Origin of the sequence: Rhizobium sp. N122, from assembly GCF_002211295.1 — a bacterium.
Lineage (GTDB): Bacteria > Pseudomonadota > Alphaproteobacteria > Rhizobiales > Rhizobiaceae > Rhizobium.
Genome location: NZ_LOKU01000045.1, coordinates 246,134 through 263,466, shown reverse-complemented (window position 1 = coordinate 263,466; position 17,333 = coordinate 246,134). Strand labels below are relative to the sequence as shown.

Here is a 17,333-nt window from a genome sequence, read left to right as displayed (position 1 = left end):
GACGTCGCCATTGCCTTCAAAGCGTCTGCTTCCACCAGAAGCATTTCAGCGATGTTGCTGCTTGCCGTGATGTGGGGGCTTTCGATCCCGATAACGAAGCTCGGCATGGAAACGGTCCCACCATTGATGTTTACGGCGATGCGCTTCCTCGTCGCTGTTCCCTTGCTGCTCATCCTGGCAAGCGGTCGCCTTCGGGTGCCGCTCCGGGCCGTGCCAAGCATCATCGCTCTTGGGGTGATGGGCATCACGCTCGGCAATGTCGCCCAGTCGTTCGGGGTGCAGGGAACGTCGGCTTCCGTCGGCACCATCGTCTCGGCGACAATACCCATCTTCATCGTGATCTTTGCCGCATTTCGGCTTGGTCAGCCTGTCGCCGGCAGGCACTGGGTCGGACTTCTCGCTGCCTTCGGGGGCATTGCTCTGGTAGCCGTCGGAAGCGGCTCGGGCGTCGACGATCTGTCGAAGACAACGGTGACAGGGGTCGCCTGGATGCTGGCTTCGGCGGTCGCAATTGCCTTCTACTACATTTGGAGCGCAGAACTGACGGACAGGTACGGCATCTTGCCGGTTGCAGCTTGGAACGCGCTGGCAGGCCTCATCGCGATCCTGCCCCTAGCGGCTATCGAGATGGCAAACTCGCCATACCAGCTCACCGTTCAGGCGCTTTGGACAGCCGTCTATCTTGGTGTCATGGTGACGGTCGCGGGGCTGTTGCTGTGGCTCTACATTCTTCGCGTTGTCCCTGCCCGCGTTGCGGCGAGCGTCCAATATCTTCAACCCGTATTCGGGATCGCCGCTGCGTCGCTCATGTTCGGCGATCGATTGGGCGTTTTGTTCGTTGCAGGCGTGATCGTGATTCTGGTTGGCTTGGCTCTCGCGGTGTCGAACAAGCGGTCCGTTCCGGAAGGAGTGGTCACGCACGCGTAATCCCAGTTCCCCTCGCTCTGTTATTCCAGGAGCGAATTGGCCTGCCCTTCGGGGCGGGCCTTTTTCATGCAGTTTTGCTTCGAGAGCCTCACTTGGGTGCTCCGAGGGGCTTAACAGGACAAGCCGCCGGAACAGGCGTCAGCCGTCACGCGCCCTCACCGCCCATGAGCCGGTATCGTGATCGGGGTGCTGGTTGTTGCTCTGCTTGATGGCCGCGGCCCAGTCGGCGCCGTTGGTTTCGGTCGCGCCGGTATTTTCGATGCTCGTGATCGTATCGAACCATGCCACCATGTTCTCGGTGCAGGTATTGGCATGCGGCGGGAAGAGGTTTGGGTCGTCGAGCGAGCCGATCATCAGGTTGGTGCGGCCATTTTCGAGGTGGTGGAAAAACAAGGGCGTGCCGCAATCGGCGCAGAAGCCACGCTCCACAAGCTCCGAACTCTTCCAGATGCCCGGCTTGCCGCGAGTCCAGGTGAGCACATCATCGGGCGCGGCGACGAGCGCGGCAAAGACGTTGCCCGAGGCTTTCTGGCACATGCGACAATGGCAGAGATGCGAATAGTCGAACATCGCGGTTGCGTGATAGCGCACGGCACCGCACTGGCAGCCGCCGCTCACCTCCATCTCGATGCGCTCCATTTTTCTTCTCCTTCAAGAGGCGGGTGGGGCTTCATCTCTTTTAGGTTGTCGTTTTTTGATCGTCCAGCCTGGCCTCCCACGAGAGCCTCATTCTGAGGCGCTCCGCAGGGGCCTCGAGGACGAGGCGGGCGCGCTGGTGGTGGATGGTGGAGCCCGTTTGTGTTGAGTGCTGCGGCGATGGCGGGATCGGCGGTGACGACGGTTGGTGTGACGCGGGGGGGGGAGACGTGAGGCGGTGGCCGCCTCCATTGTCACTGCTTGATGACGGGAGGCTGGCGGCGATATCGGTCGGACTTATAAGCGCCGGCGCGCCGTGTGGCCCCCTCATCCGGCCCTTCGGGCCACCTTCTCCCCGCTGGGGAGAAGAGAAGAGAATGCCGCTTCGCCATCGACCCCATTGGATCAAGTGCTTATGCGCAGGCGGGTTCGTTTGCCGGTTTCGGAGCGACTTGCTCCCTCTTCTCCCCAGCGGGGAGAAGGTGGCCCGAAGGGTCGGATGAGGGGGCCGCACGGCACAACTTACACCATCACTGTTCTGCGCCTCACCCCTCCAACTCGACAATCGCACAGCCGTACCCTTCAAGCTCCAACCTCCCCTTCACCGGCTTCTCCCCATCGAGCAGATCCCGCCCGGCCGGTACGCCGCCGATTGTCGCGGGCTGGTCGGTATAGTTCTGCACGAAGAGCAGCCGCCGCTCCGCGTTCATCCGCATCGTCACCTCCACGCCCTCCGGCAGCCCGCCGACCAGCGGTTCTATACCGGCCTGGGGGAAGAGGCGTTCGGTGAGTGCTTCGGTCAGTTCAGGCGTGAGGTAGGTGCCGAGATAGACCACCTGCCCCTTGCCGACCTTGCGGGAGGTTGCCATTGCCTGACCCTCGGCATAGCGGTTCGACCAGGCGGCGATCACCTCGACATCACGGTCGACGGTCAGGTTTTCGTAGAAATGGCCGCCAGTCAGTTCGCGGTTGCCGATCTTGAAGCGGCGCTGGCGGCGCTGGGATTCGGCCGGTTTGTTCGGTGGGATGACGAGGCCGCCCGAGCGCTCCATCACGTCGAACAGACCGTTGGCGCCGGGCGCGGTCAGACGGCCGAAATCCTCGACACGCACGCCGGTCAGCTTCGAAAGTGCTGCGCCCGGGGCGGTCTCGCGGATGACGTGGTTGTCTTCATTGCGGGTGCCGGTGCGGGCGCCGATGACGACGGTGCCGCCCGAGGCGGCGAAGGCTTCGAGCTTTGCCGTCCATTCGTCCTTCCACATCACCCAATGAGGGACATAAAAGAGCTTCAGCTTCGAGAGATCGTCCTCGGGATGGATGAAGCCGCAGGCGATGCCCCTGTCATAGCAGTGCTGGTGCATGAGGATCGCATCGTCCTGTGGGCTCGGCAGGCCGATCGGATAGGTCTTGTGGGCTTCCTGATTGTCGAAATCGGAGCCGGCAATGCCGACATCCATGCGCACATAGGTGCCGAGAATCCTGGGCTGCAGCGCGATCATCTCGGTCGCGAAGCGCTTGGCCTCCTCATAGCGGTGACGGCCGATATCGTCATGGTCGATGATGCCCATCCAGTAGATTTCGGCGCCGAAATGGGCCGGGCGCCAGCGGAAGAACATCAGGCCGTCAGCGCCATGCGCGACCGAGGAAAGCGCCATGCGGCGCAGTTCCCCCGGCTCCGGCGTCAGCGTGCAGAAACCCGGCTGGCTGCCGAAGCCCGACTGCTGCTCGGGCACGATGTAATTGCCGGAGAAGCCACGGCAGATATCGAGATGCAGCGCCTGCACCTTGGCGTGGTTGCCGAGCCGCATGAACTCGTCATAGAGCATCGGATAGATGTCGTAGCCGACGAAATCGAGATCCTTGCTGAACTGGCCGCGGAAATCGATATCCCTCAAGCCCCCGAGATTGTGGAAGACGAACCAGGAAGGTTTGACCGCGCGCAGGATCTCCACCTGGTCGTGCTGGAAGCGTGCCGTGGAGAAGGCGAGGAAGCGGTGGTAATCCTGCAGATGGCCGGGGCTCGGGAAGGTCGGGCCGAATTCGATCGGCAGCACCACCTGATCGAAACCGTCATAGGCCGTCGCCCAGAAATCGCCGCCCCAGGCCCGGTTGAGCCTGGCGATCTCGCCATATTTATCGGCGAGGAAGGCCTGGAATTCGCTGAGCGTCGCCTGGGAAAAGCTCTCCGGCATGCTGGTGTTCAGCTCGTTGTCGGTCTGCCAGCCGACGACATGCGGAGTGCCGCGATAATGCTCGGCCATCGCCCGGGTGATGCGCTTGCTGTGCTCGCGCAACACCGGGCTTGCCGTATCGCAATGCTGGCGTGAGCCGTGGCTCATCGGCCGACCCTTGCCGTCGACCCTTAGAATTTCAGGGTGGGCTGCGGTCAGCCAGCGCGGCGGCGTTGCCGTCGGCGTGCACATGATCGTATCGATGCCATAGCGCCCGAGCATTGCTATGGCGCGGTCGAAGAGATCGAAATCATAGGTGCCGAGCCTGGGTTCCAGAATGTGCCAGGCGAATTCGGCCATGCGCACGACATTGAAGCCGGCTTTCGCCATGCGCTCGGCATCGCGCTCCCAATAGCTTTCATCGACATGCTCGGGATAATGCGGCACGCCGACCAGGAAGCGGTCTGTTTTGACGGGGTTCCATACGGAGAGGGTCTTGTCGGACACGGGCGTGGTCTTTCCTGATTACTTGTCGAGGATGGTTTTGCGGGCGCTGATCGTGCGCCCGCCATCGGATGAAAAGAGATAGAGTTCGCGGGCATCGAGCTTCAGCGCCACTTTCTGCTCGGGGCCAAAGGGCGCGACGTAGCTGAGCTGCACGGTGATGTTGCCGGTGCCGCTTTCGGACGCGATGGTCTGGAGATTGCCGGCATCGACATAGAGAATGGTCTCGCGGCCGAGATGCTCGACGAGCCGCACGTCACCCTCGATCGCCGCGCCCTGCCCGCCGTCGGCGACCATCGATATGTTCTCCGGGCGAACACCGAGCGTCAGCCCGGCGCCCTTGGAAAGCGCCGTCGGTTCCGCCAATTCCACCGTCACCGGCACGAGACCGGGCGCCGAGACGGTAATGTTGCGGCCGGATACCTCATCGACGCTGACGCCGAGGAAATTCATGCGGGGCGCGCCGAGGAAACCGGCGACGAAGAGATTGTCGGGGTTGCGGTAGAGCTCCAGCGGCGAACCGACCTGCTCGATGATCCCGTGGTTGAGAACGACGATGCGGCTGGCCATGGTCATCGCCTCCACCTGATCGTGGGTGACATAGACCATGGTGGCGCCGAGTTCGGCATGCAGGCTGCTGAGTTCGACGCGCATCTGGGTTCTGAGCGCCGCATCGAGGTTCGACAGCGGCTCGTCGAACAGGAAGACCTCCGGCGAGCGGGTGATCGCCCGGCCGATCGCCACGCGCTGGCGCTGGCCGCCGGAGAGTTGCTTCGGCCGCTTGTCGAGCTGATCGGTGATCCGGAGGATCTTGGCGGCGCGGGCGACGGCCGCGTCGATCTCGGCCTTCGGGCGCTTGGCCATCCTGAGGCCGAAGCCCATGTTCTCCGCCACCGTCATATGCGGATAGAGCGCATAGGACTGGAAGACCATGGCGATGCCGCGATCGCCCGGCTCCTGGCTGCTGACGTCGCGGCCATTGATCAGGATCTGGCCCGACGAGATCGTCTCCAGGCCGGCGATCGACTTCAGAAGCGTGGACTTGCCGCAGCCCGACGGCCCCACCATGACGATGAACTCGCCTTGCGCCACGGAAAGGTCGATGCCGCGCAGCGCATGGTAGGCGCCGTAGTTCTTGTTGATCTCACGAAGTTCGAGACTGGTCATGCCCTGGCCCTCTCTGGTTGAAACGAAAGACGCAGCACTCATCCCTTCACCGCCCCCATGGTGAGGCCGGCGATGAAGTGCCGTTGCATCAGGAAGAACATCACCACCGGCGGCACGGCGACGACGATCGTGCCCGCGGAAATCAGGTTCCAGGCCGAGACCCATTCGCCGCGCAGATTGGCAAGGCCGGCCGTCACCGGCTTGACGCTGTCGCTGACGGTCAGCACCACGGCCCAGAAATAGTCGTTCCAGATGAAGGTGAAGATCAGGATGGCAAGTGCGGCGAGCGCCGGCCGCACCAGCGGGATCGCCACATGCACCAGCGTCTGGAAGGGAGAGGCGCCTTCGGCGCGAGCCGCCTGGAACAGTTCGTCCGGAAGGGCGGCGATGAAATTGCGCATGAACAGCGTCGCAAAGCCGGTCTGGAAGGCAATGTGGAAGATGATCAGCGCCGCCGTGGTGTCGATCAGGTCGAGCCGCACCATCAGGTCGCGCACCGGGATCATCATGATCTGATGCGGCAGGAAATTGCCGCCGACGAAGAGCGCGAAGATCAGCATATTGCCGCGGAAGCGGTAGCGCGACAGCACGTAGCCGGCGAGCGTCGACAGCGTCAGCACGCCGATCACCGAGGGGATGGTGATGATCAGACTGTTGAGGAAATAGCGCGCCATCGGCGTCTGGGTGAAAACCGCGGTGTAATTGTCGATGACGCCGATGCCGGTCGGCCAGCCCCACAGATTGCCGCCCATGACATCCTCGGTCGAGCGGAAGGAGGTGAGAATGATGGCAAACAGCGGGCAGAGCCAGAGCAGCAGCACGATGACGACGGCGAGCACATAGAGGCGGCGCTGCCAGACGGCGCTCTCGGGAATGGGACGAGGATACATCAGCCTCCCCTCTCTTCGGTTCGGATGATGCGGGAGAGATACCAGACGATGAAGACGGCCATGATCACGAACAGCACCGAGGCGATCGCCGCGCCGTAACCGAAGCGGTAGGAGAAGATCGACTGTTCGAACATCTGGTAGGCGAGGACCGAGGAGGAGCCGAACGGCCCGCCCGAGGTCATCACCGACACCATGTCGAAAGAGCGGAGTGCGCCTACGACGGTGACGGCAATGGCGATGAAGGTCACCTGGGTCAGCTGCGGCAGCACGATATGCCACAGCATGTTCCAGCCCCTCGCCCCGTCGACCCGGCCGGCGCCGATCAGTTCTTCGCTCAGATTGTTGAGGCCGGCGAGATAAAGCACCATGCAGAAGGTGACCTGCGGCCAAAGCGCGGCGATGACGATGGCGAAGGTGACGAAATGCTCATCGGATAGTACCGCCGGCGCCGTCGCCCCGAAGGCTTTGAAGATCAGCGCCAGCAGCCCGAATTCCGGCGTATAGACCCAGGTGAAGACGACGCCGACGGTGACCGACGCCAGCACCAGCGGAATGAAGAACAGCGACTTCAGGAAACGCATGCCGCGGATTTTCTGGTTGACCAGCAGCGCGATGGCGAGCCCGATCGGCGGCGCCGCCATGAACATGACGAGCCAGATCAGATTGTTCTTCAGCGACACATAGAATTGCGGATCGTTGTAGAGCTCGACGTAATTGCCGAGCCCGATCCAGACCATCTCGCCGAAACCGTCCCATTCGTGAAAGCTGATCCACACGCTCCGCACCGCCGACAAGAGGATGACGGTGAAGAACAGCACGATCGCCGGCGCGATAAGCAAAGTCGGGGTAAGCCACCAACGCTGGCGGCGCCATAATGTCTGCATGTCTGGAGCCTCATGTTAGAGGTGCGAGGTCTTTCCGCTCGAGCCGCCGGCAAAGCCCGCCAACCTCTCTTTCGTCATGCTCGGGCTTGTGCCCCAAGCATCTGCACACGTCGATGCGCAGCAGATCCTCGGCACAAGGCCGAGGATGACGTCGAGTGGAGGCGGGCGTCGCCGGGAGTAGAGCGACGCCCTCGGTTTGCTGGCAAAGCCTGCCAACTCCCCCTTCGTCAGGCTCGGGTTGTCCCGAGCACCTGCAACCAATCGATAGGGCAGCAGATCCTCGGCACGAGGCCGAGGATGACGTCGAGTAAGGAGCGCGGTCCGTCACCAAACCGGTTGCAAGCTCAGATCTTATAAATCCGCTTCCGCGTCCCCTCGAGGCGCGTGAGGATCGCCTTGCGCCGGTCGGGCTTGGCCATGAACTCCTGGAAACCGACGAGACCGGCCTGCGCCATATCCGGGTCGCTGTCGCGGTCGTAATATTGCGACGTGCCCTGCACCGTTTTCATCGTTTCCACGGCGACGTTGACGAGGTCGTCCTTGCTCGGCGGCAGGTCGTTGCGCGGCGGCACGTTGCCGCCGGGCTCCAGATAGGCCGCCAGGTTTTCCGGCCTGTAGAAATAGGCGAGGAAGTCGCGCGCGCCCTGCTTGTTCTTGGCCTTGGCGGGAATGTGGATCGAATTGACCGAGAATTCCTCGAAATGGCCGACCTTGGCGTCGAGCACCGGGAAGGTCGCGTAAGCGAGCTGCGGCAGATCCTCGGCAGTGAAGGCCGAGCGCAGGAAGGCGCCGAGGTTCATCATGCCGGCCTTCTTCTGTGCCAGAAGGGCAGCCGCCTCCTGCCAGCCGAAGGAGGTGTGGTTCGGAGTGAAGAAGCCCTTTGATATCATTGCTTCCCACTGGTCGAAGACAGGGGTCAACGACGGGTCGAGATAGCTCATCTCGCCGTTCATCAGCGCCATGTGCTTGTCGAGACCGCTGATGCGCAGGTTCATCTGGTCGAACCAGCCGGCCGCCGGCCAAAGCTCCTTGGTGCCCATCGCCACCGGCGTGATGCCGGCCGCCTTGCATTTTTCGCCATAGGCCATGAACTCTTCGGCCGTCGTCGGCACGGTCAGCCCATGCTCGGCAAACACGTCCTTGCGGTAGAACATGCCCCAGAGCGTGCCGCCTGTCGGCAGGCCATATTGCTTGCCATTGTCAGTGACGGCATTTGCCGTCGCACCGAGCACGTCCTTGTACTTTTCCTTCTCGAAAAGATCGGAAATATCGTCGAACAGGCCGCGCTTGACGAAGGCGCGCATGCGGTTGCCGGAAAACCAGGAGCAGACATCGGGGGCGCCGGCGACGAGATAATTGCGGATCGCCGTCTTGTGGGCCTCGTGATCCATATTGTTGATGACGACCTTGACGCCGGCTTCCTTGCTGAAGCCCGCAGCGATCGCCCTGAGCGCGTCGAGCGCGGCACCATTGTTTTCATCGGAGATCATCGTGACCTCCTGCGCCTGCGCGATCGCCGGGATCGGGAAGCTGCCGGTGACGGCCGCGGCGGAGACCAGGCCCGCGCCCTTCAGGAAGCGTCTGCGGGTGGTCGACGGAAATTGCTTCAAAAATGCCATTGAATTCCTCCCAGTTGATCGATCAAAACCGCCCGGCCCAAGCCGCCCCCTCCTTGGAACGCGCTCGATCAGGCATCGACGCCGATCCCTCCATGATCCCAAGCGTACATTTGGCCCGGCCTCGGTTGATCAGCGGCCGAACTTATGCATAGATTATTCTAGCCCGCAATAATTAATTTACAAAATTAAGGAATGCATCGTGAAGCTCAAAGGCGACCAGACCACGGCGAGAGCCATGAACCGACGCCTCATTCTCAACCTTCTCCGCCGCGAAGGGCCGAGGAGCCGGGCCGATATCGCGACGGTGATCGGCCTCAGCCCGGCCGCCGTCACCTTCGTCGTCGCCGATCTTCTCGAGGAGGGCATCGTCATCGAAGGCCAGGCCGTGCCGGGCCTCGCCGGCCGCCGGCCGATCCCGGTCGAGATCAATTACCAGCATGCGCTCGCCGTCGGCTTCAAGCTGATGGTCAATTCGGTGGAATGCGTGGCGACCGACCTTGCCACCAGCCCGGTCGCCGCCATGCGGGTCAATCTCGACGGCCACGATCCGGACGATGTCGCCGATCTTCTGGCCGGCACCGTCCCCGAGCTGGTGAAGCTCGCCGGCCGCCCGGATGCGAAGCTTGCCGGCATCGGCATCTCCATGCCCGGCGTCATCAATCACGAGCAGACCGCCTGCGTGCGCAGCCACCGCTTCCAATGGGATAACGTGCCGCTGGCCTCGCTGCTGGCGGCCCGCGTCCACGTGCCGGTCTGGCTGGAAGACGACACCAACGCCTATGCCATCGCCCAGCAGCTCTTCGGCCTCGGCCGCCAGCACCGCAACATGGCGGTGCTGGCCGTCGGCGTCGGCATCAGCTGCGCCCTCGTCATCGACGGCAAGCTCTATCGCGGCGCCAATGGCGCTGCCGGCAAATTCGGCCATACGCTGTTCGAGGAAGGCGGCCGGCTTTGCGAATGCGGCAAACGCGGCTGCCTGATGGCCTATCACTCGGAACTGTCGATGCTGCGCCGCTGGCGCGAAGCGACCGGCCGCGGCGAGGAGCTCGGCCTGCCCGAACTCTGCGAGGCGCTCGCCTCAGGCGATGCCACCGCCCTCACCCTCGTCGGCGATGCCGGCCGCGGCATCGGCACCGCCCTCGCCAACCTCGTCAACATCACCGACCCCGAAGTCATCGTCGCCGGCGGCGAAGCCGTTTCCCTCGGCGACCCTTTCCTGACGCCGCTGCGCGAGGCACTCGCCGCCCGCACCTTCCGCACCGCTCCGCCGCTTTTGCCCGATTGGGAAGACAATTCCTGGGCCCGGGGCGCGGCCGCGCTGGTGACCCAGAAGATCTTCGACTTCGAGTCCTCGGGCGGAGTGACGGATATTGCGACGCTGGCAGGGGTTAGAGGCTCGACGTCGGCGGCTTGAGCGGCGGGAGATAGGCCGGATAAGTCATTCCGTGCAAGCCCCGCTCTGCCCTGCCGGGCATCTCCCCACAGGTGGGGAGATCGGCTGGGCGTAAGGTCTTCGTAAAACAACAAACGTCACGAATGCCGAAACGGTTGAAGGGCGGGAAGGTTTAGCCACTTGCCGATCTCCCCACCTGTGGGGGAGATGGCCGGCAGGCCAGAGGGGGCTTGCACGGCACAACAGAGGGACAGCCCAAGCAACCCGCCGTATCCTGGATACATTCGCTTACAAAAATGCCGGTTTCCCGACACATCCCTGGTTCAATCATCGACTGAAATGCCAGTGCGGCCAACGAGCCGGCAATGGTCAATTCAAGAAGGATGACACGATGAAAATGATCCAGGCTATGGCGCTCGCCCTCGCTCTCGGTGCTGCCGCGACGGCGCATGCGGACCAACCGCTCCAGCGCACCGATCTGATCAAGAGCGATATCGACGTGCCCGGCCACGAGGCCGTTCAGGTGCGCGTGGATTTCGCCCCAGGCGTTCTCGCCCCCAAACATTCACATCCCGGCGAAGAAATCGCCTTCGTTCTCGAAGGCACGCTGGAATACCGGCTCGAAGGCAGGAAGCCGGTTACGCTCACGGCCGGCCAATCCCTGTTCATCCCCTCCGGCGTAGTGCACTCGGCCAAGAACGTCGGCAACGGCAAGGCTTCGGAGCTGGCGACTTATATCGTGCGCAAGGGCGAGGCGCTGGTCGTGCCCGCCAAGTGAGGCTGCGTCAGGATTGGGGCGGGCGCGGGCAGCGCTCGCCGCCCAGACTTTTAGCCCGCCCCATCGTTCCAGGTTAAGGCTACTGCTGCGGCTGCGCCGGCGGCGGCGTGCCGATCTTTTCCAGAACCTTCTTGGCCAGCGCCGGGTCGCTCTGGGCGGCCGTCAGGATCGAGGAATATTCCTCGACGGAGATATCTTTGGAGGCTTCGACGGTATCGACCATTTGCTTCTTGGCTTCTTCCTGCAGCTTTTGCTTGCCAGCCTCGTCCTTCGTCGCGCCGATCTTGGCCGAATATTCCTGCCTGACCTTGTCGACCTGCAGATAGGCGACGGCAAAGGCCTCGAGTTTCTGATCGCTGACGGCCGCCGGCGCAGCCGTGCCGCCGCTCTGGCCCTGCATCGGCGCCTGGCCTTGTGCGGCCGGCTGCTGCCCTGCCTGAGCCGTCTCCGCAGCCGATGCCGGGCTCAAAGCCAGCAGGCTGAAGACAGCAGCGGTCATCATTGCCAGGGATGTGTCACGAGTGATCATATTCGTTCCTTTTCACGTGCATGATTGATCGGCAGCAAAACCGCCTCGGTCGATCGCTCAGCCGCTAAAGGGCTGGCGAGGTCGCGACGATGGACCTTTAAGAGGGCACGGTGCGGCGGCAACGGGGCCATTTGCTGACGATTGCGCGGCGGCTTTGTGACGGGATTTGCCCGACCGCGCCGCCGCCCGGCGGCGTATGCATCACCTGACAGCAGCATTCTGGCTGTATTGAAAGGCGGAGTTGTTGGACCCGGGCGCCAATCGTATGGTCGTGTCCTAGGCCAAACGGAGAAGCCCAAATGTCCATCGCCGCTTTACCCGAACCGCCCTATTACATGGTCAGTTTTTCCTCTCAACGAACCAAGGTCGACGATGGCTATGGCGAGATGGGATATGCGATGACGGAACTCGCAAAACTGCAGCCCGGATATCTCGGCTTCGAAAGCGCGCGCGGCGCGGACGGTTTCGGCATACTCATTTCCTATTGGAAGGATGAGGAGAGCATTCGAGCCTGGAAATCAGTCGTCGACCACATCGAGGCGCAAAATCGTGGTCGGTCGGATTGGTACACCCGCTACGAAATTCGCGTTGGGCTCGTCGAGCGAGCCTATGGCTTCAACATTGAAGAAGCGTGAGCGGGCTTGGTGAAAGACACTCCGCGACCGGCCTCCCCGTCAGCGGATCCTTTCCTACCGCGCAAACCTCTTTGCACCGGCGACACACAGAATAACGGCAACCGTCACAGCCAGCATGCTCCACGTCACAGACTCGTGCAGCAGCGTGGCGGCGAGCGCCAGGCCGAAGAACGGCTGGAGCAGCTGCAACTGACCGACGGCGGCGATGCCGCCCTGCGAGAGGCCGCGATACCAGAAGATGAAGCCGATCAGCATTGAGAACAGCGAGACATAGGCGAGGCCGATCAGCGCCGGCGTTTCTATCCCCGCGAAACTCGCCGGCCGGTAAAGAAACGCCACGGCGGCCATCACCGGCAGCGACAGAGCCAGCGCCCAGGAAATCACCTGCCAGCCGCCGAGCGTGCGCGAAAGCCGGCCGCCCTCGGCATAGCCGAGGCCGCAGACGACGATCGCCGCCAGCATCAGAAGGTCACCGACCGGTGACGCCGTCAGACCCTGCATCAATGCGAAGCCCGCCACCAGCGCACTGCCGAGAACGGAGAAGAGCCAGAAGGCCGGCTTCGGCCGTTCTCCGCCGCGGATCACGCCGAAGATCGCCGTCGAGAGCGGCAGCAGGCCGATGAAGACGATGGAATGGGCCGAGGTGACGTGCTGCAGCGCCAGCGCCGTCAGCAGCGGGAAACCGACCACGACCCCGAGGGCGACGACGGCAAGGGAAAGGACATCGCGCCGGCTCGGCCGCTTCTCTCTGAAAGCGATCAGCAGGCCGAGCGCAAGAATGCCGGCAATCGCCGCGCGCGCAACGGTTAAGAAGACGGGATCGAACTGCATCACCGCCACGCGGGTGGCCGGCAGCGATCCGCTGAAGATCACCACCCCGATAAAGCCATTGATCCATCCCGATGCCATGCGGTCCATGATGCCTTGCACTCCCTAATTGCCGTCCCTTTATCGGCCAACACAGATGGTCAGGATAGTGACAGTCTGATACGGTTTGGCGAAACTGTTATGGTTCGGGAAGCAGTACAGATGGACGAAGCACGTACACGCGTGGAGACGGTCATTGCAACGATCCGGCAGCGCATCGCCGGCCGCAGCTTGACGCCCGGCGCAAAGCTGCCCTCTGTGCGGGGTCTGGCGGCGACACTGAAGCTGTCGACCTCGACGGTGGTCGACGCCTATGAGCGCCTCGTCGCCGAAGGCGCGATCCTGGCAAGGCCGGGCTCGGGATTCTACGTCGCCAACCAGGCAGCCCCCTTTGCCCTTGCCGAGGCGGGGCCGAAGCTCGACCGCGCCGTCGATCCGTTCTGGATATCGCGGCAATCGCTGGAGGCCGGCGAGAATGACCTGAAGCCCGGCTGCGGCTGGCTGCCGCCCTCCTGGTTGCCTGCGGAAGGCATGCGCCGCGGGCTGAGAACGCTTGCCCGCGCCGAGGGGGCCGCCCTTGCCGATTACGGCTCGCCCCTCGGACTGCCGCCGCTGCGCCAGCTGATTTCCCGACGCATGGGCGAACGGGGGATCGAAGCCTCCCCCGACCAGATCATGCTGGCCGATTCCGGCACCCAGGCAATCGATCTGCTCTGTCGTTTCCTGCTGGAGCCTGGCGACACGGTGCTGGTCGACGACCCCTGCTACTTCAATTTTCACGCGCTGCTGCGCGCCCATCGGGCAGAGATCGTTGGTGTGCCCTACACGCCCTCCGGCCCCGATATCGAGCTGTTTGCCCAAGTCGTCGCCGAACACCGGCCGCGGCTCTACATCACCAACTCGGCCATCCACAATCCCACCGGTGCAACGCTTTCCCCGGTGACGGCCCACCGGCTTCTGAAGCTTGCCGATCAGCACGATCTGACCATCATCGAGGACGATATCTTCGCCGATTTCGAATATACGCCGGCGCCGCGCCTGGCCGCCTTCGACGGCCTCGAGCGAGTCATCCACATCGGCAGCTTCTCGAAAACCCTGTCGGCCTCGGCCCGCTGCGGTTTCGTCGCCGCCAAACCGGAATGGATCGATGGCCTGATCGATCTCAAGATCGCCACCTCCTTCGGCGGCGGCCGGTTGACCGCGGAACTGGTGCTGAACGTCTTGAGCGACGGCAGCTACCGCAAACACGTGGAGACACTGAGACAGCGGCTCGCCCGGGCGATGGGCGATGTGTCGGCTCGGCTGAAGAGTCTCGGGATCGTGCCCTGGTTGGAACCGCATGCCGGCATGTTCCTCTGGTGCCGCCTGCCCGAGGGGATCGATGCGGCCGACGTGGCGCGGGCCGCGCTGGAAAGAAAGATCGTGCTGGCCCCCGGCAACGCCTTCAGCCTGTCGCAAACGGCAACGAATTTCATGCGGTTCAATGTGTCGCAGACGCTCGATCCGCGGGTGTTCGAGGTGCTGGGGGATGTGTTGGGGAGGCGCGGGACTTGAGGTGGGGAACCGAGACGCTGCGGCAACGGCTTGCGGCATCCACGGTCAGCTTGCACCGACCTCTCCTCCGTCATTCCTGTGCTTGTCACAGGAATCCAGCGCGCCCAAGTCCTTGGGCGCGGGAGACTCTTCTTCAAGGTCGCGTTGAATCATTCACGGCGCAGACGCGCCGTGGCTGGATTCCTGTGACAAGCACAGGAATGACGGAGGAGAGGTGAGGCGCCAGTCGATGCTGCCCGGCCAGGGCCTCGCGCGGCACGCCCCTTCATCATCCCCCACACCTCAAAACGATCGATTGACCGCCTTGTCGTTTTCCAGCCGCGTCACGCAGCCTTCGAGTTTGGCGAGCAGCAGGTCGAAGTCGAGCGGCTTGGTGAGGTAGTCCGCCGCCCCGGCGCGCAGGCCGGCGAGCGTGTTTTCCCGGTCGGTCAGCGCCGTCAGCAGGATAAAGGGAATGTTGGAGAGTTCCGGGTGGTTGATCTGAATTTCGGCCAGCAGCTGGTGGCCGTCCATGACCGGCATCGAAATATCGCTGATGACGATGTCGGGCCACTTCGACAGGATCATCTCCAGCCCTTCGGCGCCGTTCGAAGCCTCGAGCGTCCTGTAGCCGGCTTCGTTCAACTCTTCGACGAGGAGGTTCCGGATCTCGACTTCATCTTCTATGCACAGGACTGTAACCATAAACTTTCCCTAAGCTGCAACGTGTTGGTCTGCCGATAGAAACTCTATTGGCAGAAAAATGGTAAATGATGTGCCCTTGCCGAGTTCGCTCGTCACCTCGACGGTGCCGCCATGCAGTTCGACGACCTGCTTGACGACGTTGAGGCCGATGCCGGTTCCGGCAATGCCCGTGGCGCTGCGGGCGCGATAATAGGGCTGGAACAGCTTCGGCAGATCGTCCGCATCCATGCCGATGCCGCTGTCGGCGATCGAGATCTCCACCGTCTTTTCATCAACCCGGGCGCGAACATGGATATCGGGCGCATTGGGCGAATATTTGACGGCGTTCGAAATCAGGTTGGTGAAGACCTGTTCCATCGCGCTGCGGTCGAAGGTCAAACGATCCGGTATCGGCTCGAGATCGAGATGGAAGAGATGCGAGCGGCTGAGGTGGCGCTGTCTGTCGCAGCACGTCACCAGCAAGGCTTTCAGATCGCCTTCGCTCCGCTTCAGCGTAATCTGTCCGGTTTCGAGCCGGCCGCTGGCGAGGATGCTCTCCATCAGGTCGACCATCCGCACCACCGCGCTGCGGATCACGCCAGCCTTTTCGTGAACATAATCGCCGCTGACATTGGCGGTCGAGCGGCAGAGTCGCTGGGCGGCGGCGTCGATGATTGCGAGCGGCGTGCGAAACTCGTGCGACGCCATGGCGACGAACTGGCGCTGCAGCGCATTCACCTGGCGTTCGTGCGCCAGCAGCCGGTCCAATTCCTCCCGCTGCCGTTCGATCTCGGCCGTACGATCGGCCACCATTTCTTCCAGATGATTGCGGTGGTGGGTGAGCTCAGCCTGGCTGTCCAGCAGGGTCAGCGAGGTGCGATGCAGACCGCGCCCGAGCCAGAAGACCACAGCGATCAGCAGCGCCAGGCAGCCAAGGCCCGCCGGCGCGATCTGTTGAAGCAGCATGAATCCGGGCAGGATCGGCGGCCATACGAGATAGCCGATCGTGCCGCCGTGATGAGACGAAACCGGCACCTGCGCCCGCTCGTCCTCGCCTTTCGTAGGCGCGAAATGCAAGCCTTCGAGCCGCGCATAATGGGCGATGCTTTCGGCGGCTTTTCCATCGATGAATTTGACTGAGACGGCGATGAACTCCTGGCCCGCCTCGACCTGCATTCTGGCTGAGCTCGGCAGAATGGGACGCGCGCTTGCGATCGCCGGCCTGTTGCCGATCATCATCGTGCGAACCGTCGCCAGTTGGCCAAGCGGTTTGGTGCCGGGCTTTTGAGCCTGCTCGACAAGAACTACGCGCATCTCCCCGGCGAGAGCGGTCATTTCCTGGCCGTCGTCGCTGCCAAGCCGCGGCGGCATGGCATCCGCCCCGTCGCGAAACGCAAACATCAGGCGATTGCTGTCGTCGAAGATATAGGTCCGGTCATGCCCGAAATACCGGCTGGTCCACAGGCCGACATTGTCGAGCAGCCATTCATGGTTCCGCTGCTTGGCGTAAAGGAAGGCGTCGTCCCATTTGGCAACGCTTTCCTGTTCCCGGGGAAGCGCTGCGATCTGCTCTTCCAATCCTTGGGTGACAAAGTCTGCCTGCCGGCGCAACGAGAGATCGTCGACCTTCACGGCGGCAAGCCAGGCAAATCCGCACAGCAACACAGCCGCAGCACTGGTGAGCGTCACCAACACGAATGTAATGTGGGATGTTAGCCTGACCTTCAATATCTGCAACCTTTTGACGGCGCCCGCTGCCGAGAAATTGACACGCAAAGGTTGACGGACCGTGAATTGTGCGCTCCCCTCAGGTCTGCGGGATGTCTTTTGAACGCGCATAGCCTTTAAGAGAGCCTCATCCTGTGCCCCCCGCAAGTGGCCTCGAAGGACGAGGCGGGTGTGGCCGCGTCAGATGGATGCAAGAAGCAGCGTTGGAACGTGTCCTTCGAGGCTCCGCCCTATGGGCTGCGCGCCTCAGGATGAGGGAGGTTGGAGGATGCCGCGCCCCAATAAGAGGCAGTGGAATACCGTGATTTTGCTCTCACCTACTGTTAGGTCGCCGCTCGCGCCAGCGCCCCAGAGAGCCTCATCCTGAGGTGCCCCGCAGGGGCCTCGA

Annotated in this window: 15 protein-coding genes; 5 read left to right on the top strand and 10 right to left on the bottom strand. The window is 62.8% G+C overall.

Annotated features, from left to right (window positions below):
* Positions 1-51: 51 nt before the first annotated feature.
* Complete coding sequence (locus ATY75_RS26065; protein WP_088939812.1) at positions 52-927, top strand: DMT family transporter; 876 nt, start codon at positions 52-54, stop codon at positions 925-927.
* Positions 928-1,065: 138 nt separating this feature from the next.
* Here ATY75_RS26065 and ATY75_RS26060 read toward each other — a convergent pair whose 3' ends face one another.
* The 6 genes from ATY75_RS26060 to ATY75_RS26035 all read right to left on the bottom strand — a co-directional run bounded on the left by ATY75_RS26060 (position 1,066) and on the right by ATY75_RS26035 (position 8,798).
* Positions 1,066-1,566 carry a GFA family protein gene (locus ATY75_RS26060; protein ID WP_088939772.1) on the bottom strand — a complete coding sequence of 167 codons (501 nt, stop codon included), beginning with the start codon at positions 1,564-1,566 and terminating at the stop codon, positions 1,066-1,068.
* Between the two features lie 542 nt (positions 1,567-2,108).
* Complete coding sequence (locus tag ATY75_RS26055; RefSeq protein ID WP_088939771.1) at positions 2,109-4,241, bottom strand: beta-galactosidase; 2,133 nt, start codon at positions 4,239-4,241, stop codon at positions 2,109-2,111.
* 18 nt (positions 4,242-4,259) lie between these two features.
* Positions 4,260-5,405: an ABC transporter ATP-binding protein gene (locus ATY75_RS26050; RefSeq protein ID WP_190241425.1), complete on the bottom strand. Its 1,146-nt coding sequence runs from the start codon at positions 5,403-5,405 to the stop codon at positions 4,260-4,262.
* A 38-nt stretch (positions 5,406-5,443) separates the two neighbouring features.
* Positions 5,444-6,295, bottom strand: a complete 852-nt coding sequence (locus ATY75_RS26045) for a carbohydrate ABC transporter permease (protein ID WP_088939769.1) — start codon at positions 6,293-6,295, stop codon at positions 5,444-5,446.
* The gene (locus ATY75_RS26040; RefSeq protein WP_088939768.1) at positions 6,295-7,179 is read right to left on the bottom strand and encodes a sugar ABC transporter permease; all 885 of its coding nucleotides are present in this window, start codon (positions 7,177-7,179) and stop codon (positions 6,295-6,297) included. The genes ATY75_RS26045 and ATY75_RS26040 overlap by 1 nt, the downstream gene beginning before the upstream one ends.
* Before the next feature lie 344 nt (positions 7,180-7,523).
* Positions 7,524-8,798 carry an ABC transporter substrate-binding protein gene (locus tag ATY75_RS26035; RefSeq protein ID WP_088939767.1) on the bottom strand — a complete coding sequence of 425 codons (1,275 nt, stop codon included), beginning with the start codon at positions 8,796-8,798 and terminating at the stop codon, positions 7,524-7,526.
* A 199-nt stretch (positions 8,799-8,997) separates the two neighbouring features.
* Here ATY75_RS26035 and ATY75_RS26030 point away from each other — a divergent pair, with 199 nt between their 5' ends.
* Positions 8,998-10,212, top strand: a complete 1,215-nt coding sequence (locus tag ATY75_RS26030) for an ROK family protein (protein ID WP_088939766.1) — start codon at positions 8,998-9,000, stop codon at positions 10,210-10,212.
* Positions 10,213-10,582: 370 nt separating this feature from the next.
* The gene (locus ATY75_RS26025) at positions 10,583-10,969 is read left to right on the top strand and encodes a cupin domain-containing protein (protein WP_088939765.1); all 387 of its coding nucleotides are present in this window, start codon (positions 10,583-10,585) and stop codon (positions 10,967-10,969) included.
* Between the two features lie 79 nt (positions 10,970-11,048).
* On the opposite strand, the gene ATY75_RS26020 is transcribed toward ATY75_RS26025, so the two are convergent.
* Complete coding sequence (locus tag ATY75_RS26020; RefSeq protein ID WP_088939764.1) at positions 11,049-11,498, bottom strand: DUF4168 domain-containing protein; 450 nt, start codon at positions 11,496-11,498, stop codon at positions 11,049-11,051.
* Positions 11,499-11,797: 299 nt separating this feature from the next.
* Between ATY75_RS26020 and ATY75_RS26015 the strand changes: the two genes are divergently transcribed.
* Positions 11,798-12,133 carry an antibiotic biosynthesis monooxygenase gene (locus tag ATY75_RS26015; protein WP_088939763.1) on the top strand — a complete coding sequence of 112 codons (336 nt, stop codon included), beginning with the start codon at positions 11,798-11,800 and terminating at the stop codon, positions 12,131-12,133.
* 54 nt (positions 12,134-12,187) lie between these two features.
* Here the strand turns inward: ATY75_RS26015 and ATY75_RS26010 are convergent, their stop codons facing one another.
* Positions 12,188-13,051, bottom strand: a complete 864-nt coding sequence (locus ATY75_RS26010; RefSeq protein WP_088939811.1) for a DMT family transporter — start codon at positions 13,049-13,051, stop codon at positions 12,188-12,190.
* A gap of 90 nt (positions 13,052-13,141) precedes the next feature.
* Between ATY75_RS26010 and ATY75_RS26005 the strand changes: the two genes are divergently transcribed.
* Positions 13,142-14,554, top strand: a complete 1,413-nt coding sequence (locus ATY75_RS26005; protein WP_088939762.1) for a PLP-dependent aminotransferase family protein — start codon at positions 13,142-13,144, stop codon at positions 14,552-14,554.
* 282 nt (positions 14,555-14,836) lie between these two features.
* Here ATY75_RS26005 and ATY75_RS26000 read toward each other — a convergent pair whose 3' ends face one another.
* Together ATY75_RS26000 and ATY75_RS25995 are read right to left on the bottom strand one after the other, a co-directional pair.
* Positions 14,837-15,238, bottom strand: coding sequence for a response regulator (locus ATY75_RS26000; protein WP_049735160.1), 402 nt, complete (start codon positions 15,236-15,238; stop codon positions 14,837-14,839).
* A gap of 9 nt (positions 15,239-15,247) precedes the next feature.
* Positions 15,248-16,993, bottom strand: coding sequence for an ATP-binding protein (locus tag ATY75_RS25995; protein WP_190241424.1), 1,746 nt, complete (start codon positions 16,991-16,993; stop codon positions 15,248-15,250).
* Positions 16,994-17,333 lie beyond the last annotated feature (340 nt).

Coding starts and splice junctions, on each gene's coding strand:
- ATY75_RS26065 (WP_088939812.1), top strand. CDS start 52: ATGTTGCTGCTTGCCGTGATGTGGGGGCTTTCGATCCCGATAACGAAG.
- ATY75_RS26060 (WP_088939772.1), bottom strand. CDS start 1,566: ATGGAGCGCATCGAGATGGAGGTGAGCGGCGGCTGCCAGTGCGGTGCC.
- ATY75_RS26050 (WP_190241425.1), bottom strand. CDS start 5,405: ATGACCAGTCTCGAACTTCGTGAGATCAACAAGAACTACGGCGCCTAC.
- ATY75_RS26045 (WP_088939769.1), bottom strand. CDS start 6,295: ATGTATCCTCGTCCCATTCCCGAGAGCGCCGTCTGGCAGCGCCGCCTC.
- ATY75_RS26040 (WP_088939768.1), bottom strand. CDS start 7,179: ATGCAGACATTATGGCGCCGCCAGCGTTGGTGGCTTACCCCGACTTTG.
- ATY75_RS26035 (WP_088939767.1), bottom strand. CDS start 8,798: ATGGCATTTTTGAAGCAATTTCCGTCGACCACCCGCAGACGCTTCCTG.
- ATY75_RS26025 (WP_088939765.1), top strand. CDS start 10,583: ATGAAAATGATCCAGGCTATGGCGCTCGCCCTCGCTCTCGGTGCTGCC.
- ATY75_RS26020 (WP_088939764.1), bottom strand. CDS start 11,498: ATGATCACTCGTGACACATCCCTGGCAATGATGACCGCTGCTGTCTTC.
- ATY75_RS26015 (WP_088939763.1), top strand. CDS start 11,798: ATGTCCATCGCCGCTTTACCCGAACCGCCCTATTACATGGTCAGTTTT.
- ATY75_RS26010 (WP_088939811.1), bottom strand. CDS start 13,051: ATGGACCGCATGGCATCGGGATGGATCAATGGCTTTATCGGGGTGGTG.
- ATY75_RS26005 (WP_088939762.1), top strand. CDS start 13,142: ATGGTTCGGGAAGCAGTACAGATGGACGAAGCACGTACACGCGTGGAG.
- ATY75_RS26000 (WP_049735160.1), bottom strand. CDS start 15,238: ATGGTTACAGTCCTGTGCATAGAAGATGAAGTCGAGATCCGGAACCTC.